14 protein-coding genes and 1 other RNA gene are annotated in these 14,978 nt (G+C 59.2%); 9 read left to right on the forward strand and 6 right to left on the reverse strand.

Annotated features, from left to right (window positions below; translation table 11 throughout):
* Positions 1-1,158 (forward strand): glutathionylspermidine synthase family protein, encoded by a 1,158-nt coding sequence (locus tag NYR50_RS09015; RefSeq protein ID WP_418135693.1) that lies wholly within the window; start codon positions 1-3, stop codon positions 1,156-1,158.
* Between the two features lie 27 nt (positions 1,159-1,185).
* Here the strand turns inward: NYR50_RS09015 and rnpB are convergent.
* From rnpB to NYR50_RS09045, 6 genes are all read right to left on the reverse strand, one after another.
* Positions 1,186-1,587, reverse strand: an RNA gene (gene rnpB, locus NYR50_RS09020) — RNase P RNA component class A.
* 56 nt (positions 1,588-1,643) lie between these two features.
* Entirely contained in the window at positions 1,644-2,834 is a 1,191-nt protein-coding gene (locus NYR50_RS09025) for an NAD(P)/FAD-dependent oxidoreductase (RefSeq protein ID WP_418137276.1), read from the reverse strand.
* 59 nt (positions 2,835-2,893) lie between these two features.
* A complete protein-coding gene (locus NYR50_RS09030; protein ID WP_418135694.1) occupies positions 2,894-4,081 on the reverse strand; it encodes an FAD-dependent oxidoreductase in 1,188 nt (395 codons plus the stop codon).
* Between the two features lie 92 nt (positions 4,082-4,173).
* On the reverse strand, positions 4,174-4,713 hold the full coding sequence (locus NYR50_RS09035; RefSeq protein ID WP_230059505.1) for a lytic transglycosylase domain-containing protein: 540 nt from the start codon (positions 4,711-4,713) through the stop codon (positions 4,174-4,176).
* A gap of 247 nt (positions 4,714-4,960) precedes the next feature.
* Positions 4,961-5,740, reverse strand: a complete 780-nt coding sequence (locus NYR50_RS09040) for an N-acetylmuramoyl-L-alanine amidase (protein WP_418135695.1) — start codon at positions 5,738-5,740, stop codon at positions 4,961-4,963.
* Entirely contained in the window at positions 5,737-6,477 is a 741-nt protein-coding gene (locus NYR50_RS09045; RefSeq protein WP_230059665.1) for a J domain-containing protein, read from the reverse strand. Before NYR50_RS09045 ends, NYR50_RS09040 begins: the two co-directional genes overlap by 4 nt.
* Between NYR50_RS09045 and NYR50_RS09050 the strand changes: the two genes are divergently transcribed.
* The 8 genes from NYR50_RS09050 to NYR50_RS09085 all read left to right on the forward strand — a co-directional run bounded on the left by NYR50_RS09050 (position 6,476) and on the right by NYR50_RS09085 (position 14,593).
* A complete protein-coding gene (locus NYR50_RS09050; RefSeq protein ID WP_418135696.1) occupies positions 6,476-6,778 on the forward strand; it encodes a hypothetical protein in 303 nt (100 codons plus the stop codon). The genes NYR50_RS09045 and NYR50_RS09050 overlap by 2 nt on opposite strands.
* A gap of 30 nt (positions 6,779-6,808) precedes the next feature.
* Complete coding sequence (locus tag NYR50_RS09055; RefSeq protein ID WP_418135697.1) at positions 6,809-8,020, forward strand: pyrophosphate--fructose-6-phosphate 1-phosphotransferase; 1,212 nt, start codon at positions 6,809-6,811, stop codon at positions 8,018-8,020.
* A gap of 52 nt (positions 8,021-8,072) precedes the next feature.
* Positions 8,073-8,708 carry a LysE family translocator gene (locus NYR50_RS09060; RefSeq protein ID WP_418135698.1) on the forward strand — a complete coding sequence of 212 codons (636 nt, stop codon included), beginning with the start codon at positions 8,073-8,075 and terminating at the stop codon, positions 8,706-8,708.
* A gap of 136 nt (positions 8,709-8,844) precedes the next feature.
* Positions 8,845-9,921: a transglycosylase SLT domain-containing protein gene (locus tag NYR50_RS09065; protein ID WP_418135699.1), complete on the forward strand. Its 1,077-nt coding sequence runs from the start codon at positions 8,845-8,847 to the stop codon at positions 9,919-9,921.
* A gap of 340 nt (positions 9,922-10,261) precedes the next feature.
* Positions 10,262-11,512 (forward strand): DUF3419 family protein, encoded by a 1,251-nt coding sequence (locus NYR50_RS09070; RefSeq protein WP_174008886.1) that lies wholly within the window; start codon positions 10,262-10,264, stop codon positions 11,510-11,512.
* Positions 11,509-12,228, forward strand: coding sequence for a class I SAM-dependent methyltransferase (locus NYR50_RS09075; protein ID WP_418135700.1), 720 nt, complete (start codon positions 11,509-11,511; stop codon positions 12,226-12,228). Before NYR50_RS09070 ends, NYR50_RS09075 begins: the two co-directional genes overlap by 4 nt.
* Before the next feature lie 236 nt (positions 12,229-12,464).
* Entirely contained in the window at positions 12,465-13,244 is a 780-nt protein-coding gene (locus NYR50_RS09080) for a GH25 family lysozyme (protein WP_162688266.1), read from the forward strand.
* A 122-nt stretch (positions 13,245-13,366) separates the two neighbouring features.
* Complete coding sequence (locus tag NYR50_RS09085) at positions 13,367-14,593, forward strand: lytic murein transglycosylase (RefSeq protein ID WP_418135701.1); 1,227 nt, start codon at positions 13,367-13,369, stop codon at positions 14,591-14,593.
* Positions 14,594-14,978 lie beyond the last annotated feature (385 nt).

Below are 14,978 nucleotides of genomic sequence, written 5' to 3' on the forward strand. Positions count from 1 at the left end.
ATGCGCCGCATCACAGTACCACCGCGCCCGGATTGGCGCGAAAAAGCCAATGCCGTGGGTTTCTCCTTCCATGAAATGCACGGCGAACCTTACTGGGTGGACGATGCGGCCTATTGCTTTGGACTCGAGGAAATCGAACGCAATATCGAAGAACCGAGCCAGATTCTACACGATATGTGCATGGATCTCGTCGCCGACATCGTAAACAATGAGGAGGCGCTCACCCGCCTTGCCATCCCGCGCGATTATCACGATGTGATCCGAAATTCCTGGCGGCGGGGTGACCGCCACCTGTATGGCCGTTTTGATCTTGCCTATGACGGACATGGCCCCGCAAAGCTGCTCGAATACAATGCAGACACGCCCACTTCCGTCTTCGAAACGGGATATTTCCAGTGTAACTGGCTGACCGATCAGGTCGCCCTTGGAACGCTCCCGGCGCAAACCGACCAGTTCAACTCGGTTCAAGAAGCCTTGATCGAGGCCTTTGGGCAATTCTCGCGAGACAGGATTTTCCATTTCGCAGCGGTGAGCGACAACGCCGAGGATTGCGGCACGACAATTTACCTGATGGACTGCGCCATTCAGGCTGGCCACCGCGCCCAATTTCTCGATATCAGGGACATCGGCATCGATGCGAACGGGCGTTATGCTGACCTTCAAAGCCGCGTCATCGAGCGCTGCTTCAAGCTTTATCCCTGGGAATTCATGTTACGGGAATCCTTTGCCGCAAATCTGCCTGCGGAAAGCGGCATTTTCATCGAGCCAGCCTGGAAAGCCGTGCTATCGAACAAGGGCCTGCTGCCCATGCTTTGGCAACGGCATCCCAATCACCCGAATCTGCTCCCCAGCTTCTTTCCCGACGATCCTGAAATATACGAATTACAGGATTACGTGGTGAAGCCGCTTCTCTCGCGTGAAGGCGAAAATATCAGCCTCTACCGAAACCGACGCGAAATTTTATCGGCCCCCGGCAGTTATGGCAAAGAGGGGTATGTTTTTCAGGCCTACGCACCATTGTTCAAGAGCGAGTTCGGATATGCAGTGCTGGGAAGCTGGATCGTCGGTGATCGATCCTGCGGGCTCGGCATTCGCGAGGACGCGTCGCCCATCACCGCAAATCTCTCCCGCTACGTTTCCCATATCATCGAGGGGTGAGCCCCGCCGAAAAATTCGGCAGGAAAATTCGCCAGTTGGCCTGTAAGCCGGGTTCTGTATGGCCCCGGTTTGACCCGGAACGTGGCAGCCATTCATCTGGGACGGCATTTGCATGCCGCCTCTCGCAACCCACCCGGATGACGGGCCCGGAAACCGGCTGTGAACGGGCTTACGCCCGCCCCGTGTCATCCCTATTCGGTCTTGCTCCCGGTGGGGTTTACCTTGCCACCACTGTCACCAGTGGCGCGGTGGGCTCTTACCCCACCCTTTCACCCTTACCATGCAAGGCATGGCGGTTTGCTCTCTGTGGCACTTTCCCTGGGGTCGCCCCCGCCGGACGTTATCCGGCACCGTATTTCCGTGGAGCCCGGACTTTCCTCACCTTACCGTCTTTCGACATTGGTAAAGCGCGGCTGCCCGGCCAACTGGCATGGGCTGCATAACCATGTTCCGCAGCGAAAGCCACCGAAAAGCGACGGCAAAGATCAAAGAAATTCCGGTTTGAAATCCGTCGAGAAAGCATCATCTGCGATTTTTCCGTCCCGCAGGAGCGCAGCACCCAGCCGCCCGATCTCATCGGAACTCTTGGCCGCCGTACCGTTACCGCCTGTCAGAACCGCAATGCGCGGCGACGCGATAAAGCCGATGGCCGGATAGCCGCTCTTTGTCTTGGAGACGACGCAGGCGGCCATCGAGACACGCGAGAGATCAACGGAAGGCACCAGTGTTCCGACAATCTCCGAAAGGTGGTCACGCACGCTTTCGCGCCCGCCGGAGCGGAACCATTCGCGGATCTCCGGGTCGCTGCCCACCCTTTTATCATCGGGATCACCGCCGATCTTTAGATAGAATTTGCCGTCGGGGTAACGCACCGGCGGCAGCAGATAGATATGTTTCGTGGTGTCGTGCGGCTCATAGATGAGCGACGGCATGCCCGCATATTGACCAAGATCGCCCTCGTCTATCTCGAAAAAAGCGACGGTGCGGGCATAAACATCGAGCCCGACCGGCTGCGGCAGCAAATCCCTGGTGATGGAGAAGCCACCAGCCGCCACCAGCACCCGGTCTGCGGTATAGACCGCGCCTGAAGCCGTCTGGACCGAGGCACGGCCATCCTCTTCCCGCGTCGAGACGACAATATCGTCGATCAGCGTAACACCCGCCTTTTCCGCGAGGATAGCCTGCGCTTTCACCAGCGCGCGCGGATTGACGTAACCGGCATTGTCCCTTTCGAACACGCCTTCACAACCTTGTTCGAAGGAGAAGTAGGGAAAGCGGCTTTTCAGGCTTTGATCACCAAGCAGTTGCGTGGAAACGCCGAGCCAAGCCGCCGCCCTGAGAACATCATCGACAAAGGGATTGGTACCGCCCCGTTCAGGCCCCACCATCAGGCAGCCGACCGGCGCGTAAAACTCGACACCGCTGCGTGCGGCAATATCGGCATAACGTCCGATGGAGCGGTTGGCGAGCAAGGCCCAGTCGGCATCGCCATCGATGGTGCGGGTAATCCGCGCTTCATCGTAATGGCTGGCGAAAACGCCTTGATGCGACTTTATCTCGGCAGGTTCGCCGGGACCGATCAAGGCCACGCCGTCCACCGTTTCCGCCAGATGACGAGCCGCAGCCGCACCCATCATGCCGCGACCGACGATGATATAATTGAAATGTCCCGACATGCCGCCCTCTTCATCCGTTCCGTTCAGCCGCATTCTTGTAGCTGCCTGCCTGGAGAATGTCAGACGAAAACCGGCGACATTTCGGCGGCGAATTCATCCTCGGTCAGCTGGCCATTGAGAAGCAGCTGCGCGCCCAGTCGCCCGATCTCGTCTGAAGACTTGGCGGAAACGAAATTGCCGCCGGTCAGAACCGCAATATTGGAGGATTGTGTATAGCCGATATAGGGATAACCGCTGCGGGTGATGGAGGCGACACAGGATCCTGATGTGACCGGGCAGCCGGCAAGCGCCGGCATCAGCGACAAGGCTTTTTTCGTCAGGAACTCCACCTCATCAGGCGTTCCGTCCGAGTGGAACCAATCGACCGCTTGGACCAGCGTTTCAAGCCTGCCCTTTTCGCTTTCGCCGCCGATTTTCAGATAGACCTTGCCATCGGGATATCGCACCGGTGGCAGGATATAGACGATATCGTCCTCGGTTTCCGCCAGCACGATGGTCGAGGGCATCGCGCTAAACAGCGCCTGCCGTGCCTCATCCAGCTCGAAGAACACGATGGTGCGGCCCGTCGCCGCCATATCGACCGGTGACGGCAGAAGCGCCGCCATATTGGTGAAACCACCCGCAGCGACGATGACTTTTTCGGCCGTATAGGTGGCCCCTTCCCGCGTCATCACGTCGACGCCACGGGAGGTATCGCGAATATGCGCCGCCGTCTCGCGCACAAGCCGGGCGCCCTGCACTTCGGCGATTGCGCATTGCGCTTTCACCAGCGCCCGTGGATTGATGTGGCCGGCATTGCGGGCCTCAAAGCTCCCGCCATGATCGGCAGGCAGCGCAAACATCGGAAAGCGGCCGGCCAGCGCATCAGCGCCAAGCGTTTCCACGCCAAGACCGAGACGATCTGCCGAGGAAAGTGCGCGCGATACATAGTCTCCCGCAAGCCCCTTGCCATTGCCGGTGAACAGGCAGCCCGCTTCGGTGAAAAACCGGATGCCGCTTTTCGCCTCGATCTCGGCATAACGCCGGATCGAGCGCAACGCGAGTTCGGCCCAGATCGGATCGCCATCAAAACCGCGGGTGATGCGCGCTTCGTCGTAATGACTTGAAAACACACCCTGATGTGTCTTGCGATCAGCCGGTTCGGCCGGCCCGATCAGCGCCACGCCATCCGTTTGCACTGAGAGATGCCGCGCCGCGGCCGCTCCCATCATCCCGGCCCCGACCACGATATATTTGAAATCCGGCATGTCATGCTCCGTATCAGATTTGTTTCTGACTACAGCATGGCGGCCCGAACCGGAATCGCTTTTCGCAATTTCGCAGACGATCGATACCGGCCTCAGCTCGCCAGCAGCGCCTGCACCTTGCCGCAATAACGCTTGGATACCGGGTTCATACGGGTGGCACCGTGGCCGGCATTGTAACGCAGGATGGTGCTGCAAACCTCGCCGCCGCCAAGCTGATGCGCCGTCGCCAGATATTGCATGCCCCAGCGAATATTCGTCTCAGGATCATAGAGCGCCTTGGTCGTGCCGCGAAAACCCATCATCCGCGCCGTTGCCGGCTTGATCTGCATTAGCCCGACCTCGCCGGCGCTGCCACGGGCCTTGGGGTTGAACTTGCTTTCCACCGAAACCACGGCATGCGCCAGATTGGTGGGAACGCCGTAACGCTTGGCATATTTGACGATCAGATCGGAATAGCCGTTCTTGAGAGAGGCAGGCAGGCTTTTTTCGGGAATGGGATAACCCGGCTTGCGCACGAAGGTCTCCAGCGTCACGGTCTTGGTCTTGACGTCCTCATCTTTGGCAAAAGAAATCCCCGCCTGCGAAGCGAGCGCAACAACGCCCGCCACGACAGCAACAACAAACCTGTTCATATGTAGAAAAAGTCTCCAGATCGGATGACAGAAACAGTGAAATTGCACAAATAGCTCAGGCCCGGAAAGTCGATTACGACATTCCGCTGTCCGGTCTCCTTCATTGATATTGACGGCAGGCTCCCCTGAAGAACGTCACCGCATACAGTGCCGTTCTTAGACTTCCTCAATGCGGATTAACTGTGGCACAACAAAAAAGCGACTTGGAGGCGCCGGAAAAACGGGAATGCTTTTCCAGAATCCGCCCTCAGGCGGCCGAAAATCTCGGCAGGCTGGAGATCAGCCGGTGCAGCGTGTCGATGGTGGAGAAATCCGCGATGCCATCCACGAGAGCGGGGCGGAAATGTCGCTGGAAGGCAGCCACGGCGCCTTCGGTTTTTTCGCAATAAGCGCCTGTAATTTCAGCGCCATATCCATAGATGGACAGCATCGATTGCAGCGCTTCGACCGGCTGGCCATGGTCGCCGCGCTGGAAAAAGCGTCCGCCGCGGATCGGCGCGGGCTCCACCCAATGGCCGACACCGTGCTGCGACAGGATGTCCCACGGGAATTTTTCACCCGGATCGACCTTGCGGATCGGCGCGACATCCGAATGGGCAAGCACCCTTTCAGGGGCGATAGACCAGCGCTGGCCGCAATCGCGACACAATTCGATGACGGCTGCCACCTGCGCTTTCGGGAATTCGGGCAGGCCGCCGGGGTGACCCTGATTGGCGATTTCTATGCCGATCGAGCGGGAATTAATGTCCTCATCCCCACCCCAGAAGCTCTTTCCCGCATGCCAGGCACGGCGGCTTTCCGGCACGAGCTGGATGACACGCCCGTCTTCGAAGACGAAATAGTGGCTGGAAACCTGGCTTTCCGGATTGCGGAGCCACGAAAGCGCACCATCCGCAGTCGTCATCCCGGTGTAGTGGAGGAGAATGATATCGGGGCCGGCCACGCCAAGTCTTTCGCCATGATTAGGCGAAGGCGCAACGGCTGCGCCCCCGAAATCCGGGATAAAATCCGGCAGACATTCATTCATGCGACGCGGCGTTCTTTCTCGATGGCCGCATAGGCGGCGTTGAGAGCCGCCATACGCTCATTTGCAGCAGCATGCAATTCCATCGGCACGCCGCGCGCAATGAGCTTGTCCGGATGGTGCTCAGCGACCAGCGAACGGTAACGCTTGCGAATATCCAGGAAGTCGTCCGACGGTGAAACACCGAGGACGCGATAAGGATCGCGCCCGTCCATGTGCACATGCCGCGCCATGATCGTTTCGAAATGATCTTCGGTGATACGGAAGATTTCCGCGATACGGCCGAGGAACGCCAGTTCCCGCTCGTGGATCAGGCCATCGGCCTTGGCAATGTGGAACAGGCCGTCGATGACGCTTTCCAGCATCTCGCAATTGGCATGACCGGAACCGCACAGACCCGCGAGCCGCTCCGCATAGGCCTCGTAACCGGCGACGTCCTGACGCGCGAGGTTATAAAGACGGGCAACGTTCTTGGCCTCTTCATCAGGGAAATCGAAAATCTGCCGGAAGGCACGAACCTCGGCATCGTTGACCACGCCGTCAGCCTTCGCCATCTTGGCGGAAAGCGCGATGATGGCAACGGAAAAGGATACCTTGCGGCGGGTTTCCGGGTCGCCCTCGAACAGGGTGCGGATGGCTTCGACAACGCGCCCGAGCGCATTGCCTGCCGCGTCGCCGATTGCGCCGAGCAGCCGTTCCCACAGGGATGAAATTTGCAGACAGGCGAAATCAAGCATCATGCTGGCAAGCATGAAGGGATATTGCCACGAATGCAATATGCCGGGCGGCCCGTCGGCATTAACTTTTATTCATCTTTGCGACAGTTTTGCTTCAGGAACAAGAGTGCGGCCAAAGGAGCAACCTTGGTTTTCCACAGGCACGGCGGGCGGAGGTCTCAATGCGGCCACGCCGATGCGGATTGAAACGATTATATTCGACTGCTTTCGTCAAGCCGCTGAAAAACCGCAAGAAATCAGCATTTTTCGTCATAAATTCACTTTACACCTACACGCGGCTGTCGCATCCATTTGCCAGACATGACTTTGGGTATACGCAAAAAGGAGAGCCATGATGGCCAAACAGAAAGTCGCAATGCTGACCGCGGGTGGCCTCGCGCCCTGTCTCTCTTCGGCCGTGGGTGGCCTGATCGAGCGCTATAGCGACATCGCGCCTGAGATCGACATCATCGCTTACCGCTCCGGTTATCAGGGCGTGCTTCTGGGCGACCGGATCGAGATCAACAAGGATATGCGCGAAAAGGCGCATCTGCTGCATCGTTACGGCGGCTCGCCGATCGGCAACAGCCGCGTCAAGCTGACCAATGCCGCCGATTGCGCCAAGCGCGGCCTCGTCAAGGAAGGCGACAATCCCTTGCGCGTCGCCGCTGAACGGCTGGCGGCTGACGGCATCACCATTCTCCACACCATCGGCGGCGACGATACGAACACGACCGCCGCGGACCTTGCCGCCTATCTCGGCGCCAACGGCTACAACCTCACCGTCGTCGGCCTGCCGAAGACGGTGGACAATGACGTCGTGCCGATCAAGCAGTCGCTCGGCGCATGGACGGCCGCCGAAGTTGGCGCTTCCTTCTTCGACAATGTCAGCAACGAGCAGAGCGCGGCACCCAAGACCTTCGTCATCCACGAAGTCATGGGCCGCCATTGCGGCTGGCTGACCGCCGCCACCGCCCGCGCCTATATCCAGAAAACCCGCGGCAACGACTATGTCGAAGGCCTGATGATGAACACACAGATGAAGAACATCGACGGCATCTACCTGCCGGAAATGGCCTTCGACATCGAGGCGGAAGCCGAGCGACTGAAGGAAGTCATGGACAAAAACGGCTATGTGACGCTTTTCGTCTCGGAAGGTGCCGGCCTTGATTCGATTGTTGCCGAGCGCGAAGCCTCCGGCGAAGCCGTCAAGCGCGATGCCTTCGGCCATGTGAAGATCGACACCATCAATGTCGGCGGCTGGTTCCAGAAACAATTTGCAGGCCTCATCGGCGCCGAGCGCTCCATGGTGCAGAAATCGGGCTATTTCGCCCGCTCCGCGCCCGCCAATGGCGACGATCTTCGCCTCATCCAGGGCATGGTCGATCTGGCGGTCGAAAGCGCACTCAACAAGGTCTCCGGCGTCACTGGCCATGACGAAGACCAGAATGGCAAATTGCGGACCATCGAGTTTCCGCGTATCAAGGGCGGAAAGCATTTCGACCTCTCGGCAAAATGGTTTAGCGAAGTGATGGAACACGTCGGTCAGCCGTTCACAGCGGCCTGATTTTACGATAGGCTAAAATAACGCGGTGACAGGGAGGGCAAGGAGGAAGAGAATGTCTGGACAGGCGTGGCTGATTTTCTGTGCAGCATGTGCCGTTGTGTTCGCACTCCCCTCTCCCCTTGTATTCTCTGTCGCCTCTTATGCCGCCATTCGCGGCAGGAAGACGATCTTCGCCTCCGTCGGCGGCGGCGCGCTCGGCATCGTCACGGCCATGACGATTTCCGCCATTCCGGTGACCGGTCTCGTCTATCTGCCGCAATCTTTCTTGGAAATCGTGCAATGGGCAGGCATCGGCTGGCTGATGCTGTTCATGTTATGGACGTTCGCCACGCCCGCAGCCCAGGCGGCCAATGCCGACAATGACAATCTGCCGGGCAAATCCTGGAGCGGCATTTTCCGCGATTGTTACGCCATTGCCGCCCTGCGGCCGCGCTATTTCTCTTTCTTCCTGGCGCTGTTGCCGCAATTCGTTTCCACCACGGGCAATGCCGTTGAAACGCTCGCCATGGCGCAGGCCGCTATCCTCATTCTGACATGTGTGATTCTCGCCGCGCAGGCCATGTTCGCCGCCTCGACGCTTACGCTGGTGCGCCGCATGTCCGGCGATAAAAAAATCCGGCCGAAATACCGCACCCACTTCATTTCCGGCCGTGCCGTCAGTGCCGGATACAGGCGCATCGCGGCCTGAAAATCCACCTGAAAGCCGGGGCGCCACGTCCCCGCTTGCCGCTTTCCTTACAATAGGTTAATGAAGGCGCGACGGGACACTGCCTGCTTCGCTTGACGCGGGGGTATCGAGAGACAGGCATAACGAAGGCGGCAACATGCGAAATTCGGGCAAATTCCGCGGAAGAAGTGCACTTCTTCTGTCTTCCACCGTAGGTCTGGCACTGGCATTAAGCGCATGCACCAGTGTCGAATATGCCGCGAAGGAAGGGCCGAACGGCCCGAAAATTGCAGCAGTTGCCCCTGTCTCTCCGGCCCAGACATCGACGCAACCAGCGACGGCTGAAGCCGTAGCGGGCACCACCCCGGCCGCACCGGCAGTTCAGACCGCCGACGCCGCAGCCTCTTCTCAAGCAGCAGCACTTCCCACCGCCGTCGCCGTCAAGGGCGGACGCGTGGCGCTGCCGCCTGCCTCCGAAATTGCAGCCGCCGCAGCCATCGCCACGCAGATGCAGCAGCCGACCGAAGTGGCTGGAGCCGCAGCAACGACAGCCGCGCCGACCACGGCCACGGCACTTGTACCGACACACGCCACGCCGGCGGCGGCAGCCATCGAAACGGCAAATGCGGCGGCAAAACCGGCCATGCACAATGCCGCCGTCGATCTGCCGCAGGTGGCTGCCGTCAAGGGCAGCTTCCCGGCCGCGCCACCACCACCCGGTTCGCCGTCCATTGGCACCGAGTTGACGGCGGAACGAAAAGTCATTCCGCTGCCGAAACCGGACAGCACGGTTCTCGCTTATACCGCCGGCCCGACCAATGGCGCGCTTGCCGCGATTCGCCAGAACGAATCAATGACGGCACCGCTGAGAACAGCACCGGTGGGACGCGAAAAGCTGAGCGGCCTGATTACCAAATACGCCACCATGTATGATGTGCCGGAAGATCTGGTTCACCGCGTGGTGCAGCGCGAAAGCCGATACAATCCCGGCGCCTATAGCAGTGGCAATTTCGGCCTGATGCAGATCCGTCATGCCACGGCCCGCTCCCTGGGCTTCGATGGGCCCGCCTCCGGCCTGTTCGATGCCGAAACCAACCTCAAATACGCGGTCAAATATTTGCGCGGCGCATGGGTTGTGGCGGGTAACAACCGTGACAATGCCGTCCGGCTTTATGCGCGCGGTTATTATTACGATGCCAAGCGCAAGGGCATGCTGCACGTTCTGCGGAACTGACGGCCTTTGACTATGCTGGAAACGCCGCGCAGCTGAGCGGCTCTTTTGAAAATGCTGCGACTCCCTTTCTGTCGTCATTCTTGGGCTTGTCCCAGGGATTTAAACATGCCGTAAAAAATCGATCTCTTGCAGAACCTCGGGAAAAGCCCGGGGATGACGTCTGAGTGGTCAGTGAGCACCTCGCCTTCCAGCGACGCCGCCGTTCTCTGGTGCCGGCTCGGGCTGGTGCGGGCTGGTTTTCCAATGGTCTTTTCTTTTCGCTCGCTCTGCCAGCAACCCCTGTCATCAAACTGTAGCGTGGCGGCTGTAGACGCCTCTCAATCGACTGAGAGGTGAACATATGACGAGTGCGGCACCCAAGACCGGCTTCAGCAAAAACACGAAACTGAAGTCCGCATTGCTCCAGCACAAGGCACTCTCCAAAAGCGGCCTGTCCGAGCGGTTTTTCGGCGTCCTCTTTTCCGGCCTCGTCTATCCGCAGATCTGGGAAGACCCCGAGATCGACATGGAAGCGATGGAGCTTGGCGAAGGCCACCGCATCGTCACCATCGGCTCCGGCGGCTGCAACATGCTGGCCTATCTCTCGCGCAACCCGGCCAGCATCGATGTGGTGGACCTCAACCCGCATCACATCGCGCTGAACAAGCTGAAGCTCGCCGCCTTCCGCCATCTGCCCGCCCATCAGGATGTGGTGCGCCACTTCGGACGCGCCGGCACCCGCAGCAACAGCATCGGTTACGACCGTTTCATCGCCGAGCATCTGGATGCCACCACCAAGGCATACTGGTCGAAACGCACCCTTTCCGGCCGCCGTCGCATTTCGGTGTTCGACAGGAACATCTACCGGACCGGCCTGCTCGGCCGTTTCATCGGCGCCGGCCACATCATGGCCCGCCTGCACGGCGTGAAACTCACCGAAATGGCCAAGACCCGGACGCTGGACGAACAGCGCCAGTTTTTTGACAGCAAGGTCGCGCCACTGTTCGACAAGCCGGTGGTGCGCTGGCTGACGAAGCGCAAGAGCTCGCTTTTCGGCCTCGGCATTCCGCCGCGCCAGTATGACGAGCTGGCAAGCCTTTCCAGCGACGGCACGGTTGCCTCCGTCCTCAAGGAGCGGCTGGAAAAGCTTGCCTGCAACTTCCCGCTCAGCGACAATTATTTCGCCTGGCAGGCCTTTGCGCGCCGTTATCCCGAGCCGCATGAGGGTGCCCTGCCCGCCTATCTCAAGCCGGAATATTACGAAACGATCCGCAACAACACCGCGCGCGTCGCGGTGCATCATGCCACCTATACCGAGCTGCTTTCCCGCAAGCCCGCAAGTGGCGTCGACCGCTATATCCTGCTCGATGCGCAGGACTGGATGACGGATGTGCAGCTCAACGAGTTGTGGTCGCAGATCAGCCGCACCGCCGCGCCCAATGCGCGCGTCATCTTCCGCACCGCGGCCGAAAAGAGCGTCATCGAAGGCCGGCTTTCGCCTGACATCCGCAACCAGTGGGTCTATCTCGAAGAGCGCTCCAACGAACTCAACGCCATGGACCGCTCGGCCATTTATGGCGGCTTCCATATCTATCAGAGGGCTATGGCATGAAAACCATCGGCGAGAATGTGGGCCTTGCAGACAGCGCGCATGCCGGCCTGATGGACCGCATGTATCGCCACCAGCGCCATATCTACGATATCACCCGCAAATATTATCTTCTGGGCCGTGACCGGACCATTTCCGGCCTCGACGTGCCAAAGGGCGGCACGCTGCTGGAAATCGGCTGCGGCACCGGCCGCAACCTGCTGCTGGCCAGCCGCCGGTTTCCCGACGCCAGGCTCTTCGGCCTCGATATATCAGCCGAAATGCTGCTGACCGCCTCCGAGAATTTTGCCGGCAAAGCCGAGCGGCCCATTCTGCGTGTCGCCGATGCCACCGCTTTCCGGTCTTCGGAATTCGGCCAGCCCGACGGCTTCGACCGCGTCATGATCCCCTATGCGCTGTCGATGATACCGGACTGGGAAAAAGCGATCGAACAGGCGCTCACGGCGCTGAAACCCGGCGGCTCGCTGCATATCGTCGATTTCGGCCAGCAAGAACAATTGCCGAAGTGGTTCCGCACCCTTCTGCAAGCCTGGCTCACCCGTTTTCACGTTACGCCCCGCGCCAATCTTCGTTACGTTCTTGCCAATATGGCCGGCCGTTTCGACGGTAATCTCGTCTTCGAGGAAATCGCGAGGGGTTATGCATGGCGGGCTGTCATCACGCTTCCGGTTGCCGAAGCCCCGCTACCGAAGATCCACCGCTTATTGGCCGACGCCTGATTCCCGGCGGATTGCGAAACCCGACCGACCGTATGCGGCATCGTCCGCAAGGCTTCTACCGGGCCAAATCTCCGCACTAAAACCGCAAATCGCTTGGAATCCAGCGACTTGCGAGGTGCAAAAAAACGCGCTCCCCCTTGCCATATCAGTTTGTTTACCATGTTATGCGTAAATCGGGAGATGCAGCGCGCCGTTTTGCGGCCGCGGGATGGGCAACAATAATCATCAGGGTTCCAATGCGGCTGCGTTTTTCGGCACTATTGTCGGCTTTGCTGTTGATCAGCGGCTGCACATCCACCAGTTACGACCTGCTGGAAACCGCATCCGTTTCCAAGCCGAAATTTTCCGATACCGACCCGCAGGATTTCGGCGTCAACAACCCGCACCGCCATGAGGTGCACGGCATCGACGTGTCCAAATGGAATGGCGATGTCGACTGGCAAACCGTACGCAAATCAGGCGTCTCCTTCGTTTTCATCAAGGCAACGGAAGGGTCGGACCGCATCGATCCAAAATTCGGCGATCATTGGCGCAGTGCGGCCTCGGCGAATATTCTTCATGCGCCTTACCACTTCTATTATTTCTGTTCGACGGCGGACGCTCAGGCCGACTGGTTCATCAGCAACGTGCCGAAGGAAGCCGTCACCCTGCCGCCGGTTCTCGACGTGGAATGGAACCCCTCTTCCCCCACCTGCAAGACCCGTCCTGCGCCGGGCATCGTGCGCGCCGAAATGCAGCGTTTCCTCGATCGCCTCGAGGCCCATTACGGCAAGCGCCCGATCATCTATACCTCGGTCGATTTCCACCGTGACAATCTCGTCGGCCAGTTCAAGGACTACCATTTCTGGGTGCGTTCCGTTGCCGCCCATCCGGCCAAGATTTACGAAGACCGGAAATGGGCCTTCTGGCAATATACCGCAACCGGCGTCGTGCCAGGCGTCAACGGCCCCACCGACATCAATGTCTTCGCCGGAAGTGAGAAAAACTGGCGGAAATGGATCGCTTCCGCCAAATAATACGGCCAAGAAGCAACACATTCGAAAAATCGGCGTTGTTCTGCACCGGCAGATCGCTGGACCCGTTTTTTTGTCGCAAACATGTGGGTAAAGCGGGCTAACAACCTATCGAGGAAATTCCCATGCCCACTTTTCGGTCGCGCAGCATTGTTTTTGCCGCCGCTTTGTCGCTTCTCTCCGCCGGCTCCGCCCTCGCCACGCCGCCTGTGGCTTCGCCTGACGATCCAAAGCAGGTTGCCTGCGGTGGCGATCTCGGCGCATTTCTCGAGGGCGTGAAGGCTGAGGCCGCTGCCAAGGGCGTTCCGGCCGCTGCCATCGAAAAGGCGCTGGCCGGCGCTCAGATCGATCCGAAAGTGCTTTCGCGTGACCGCGCCCAGGGCGTCTTCCGCCAGACCTTCTTGGAGTTCTCCCAGCGCACCGTCAGCCAGGCGCGTCTCGATATCGGCCGCAAGAAGCTGCAGGAACTCTCCTCCACCTTCGCCCGCGCCGACAATGAGTTCGGCGTACCCGCCGGCGTCATCGCCGCCTTCTGGGCCATGGAAACCGATTTCGGTGCCGTTCAGGGCGATTTCAACACCCGCAACGCGCTGGTGACCCTGTCGCATGATTGCCGCCGCCCGGAGCTTTTCCGCCCGCAATTGCTGGCGCTCATTGAAATGGTCCAGCATGGCGATCTCGATCCCGCTACCAATACGGGTGCATGGGCCGGCGAAATCGGCCAGGTGCAGATGCTGCCCAAGGACATCATCGCCTTTGGTGTCGATGGTGATGGCGACGGCCATATAAACGTCAAGAGCAGCGCACCCGATGCCATCCTGACCGCGGCGAAATTCATCCAGCATCTCGGTTTCAAAAAGGGTGAACCCTGGGTCCAGGAAGTCTCCCTGCCGGAAAACCTGCCCTGGGAAAAGACCGGTCTTGGCGGCCCGCTGACGGCCGGCGAGTGGTTCGCGCTCGGCGTGACCCCGCGCGACGGCAACAAGAACTTCGCCTCCCTGCCTGCCGCCCTCATCATGCCGCAGGGCCGCAAGGGGCCGACCTTCATCACCTATCCGAACTTCAACATCTATCTAGAATGGAACCAGTCGTTCATTTACACGACCTCGGCCGCCTATTTCGCCACCCGCCTGATGGGCTCGCCCGTCTACGAAAAGGGCAACCCGGACCCCGGCTTCGATGACGCGACCATGAAAGAGCTTCAGACCAAGCTCGAAGCGCGCGGACACAATGTCGGCAAGGTGGATGGCATTCTCGGTTCCGGCACCCGCGTCGCCATTCAGAAAGAGCAGCAGCGCCTCGGCCTGCCCGCGGATGGCTGGCCTACGGCCGCGCTTCTCCAGGCGCTTTAATCAGTCTTAACGACGCTTTCCGGCCTTTAATATCTCGGCCGGAATCAAGGCGGAAATCGTTAATCTCGACCGGATGACTGGGGATAACACCCCGGTCATTTACTTTTTTTAAACTTATGAAGCACTGCGTGATAGAGAAATAATCTTTTATTTTCAATTAATTACAGAAAGCGCTTTTTTACGATACGCCAAGCCGTGCTGCACCGCATCACAGAAACCGCTTTTCAAGTGCCACAAAACGGTCATATTATCGAACCTGTCAACAACAGGAGGCACCCATGGGACTTACAAAATCTCTCAATGCCTTGGCAGTCGGTTTGGCGTTTTTGTTCGTAGCGATGATGCTTTTCATCTGACGCGACGTGAAGACCAAACGCAGTTAAGA

Source organism: Agrobacterium sp. El2ro-1b (genome assembly GCF_048298475.1).
Taxonomy (GTDB): Bacteria; Pseudomonadota; Alphaproteobacteria; order Rhizobiales; family Rhizobiaceae; genus Agrobacterium; species Agrobacterium fabrum.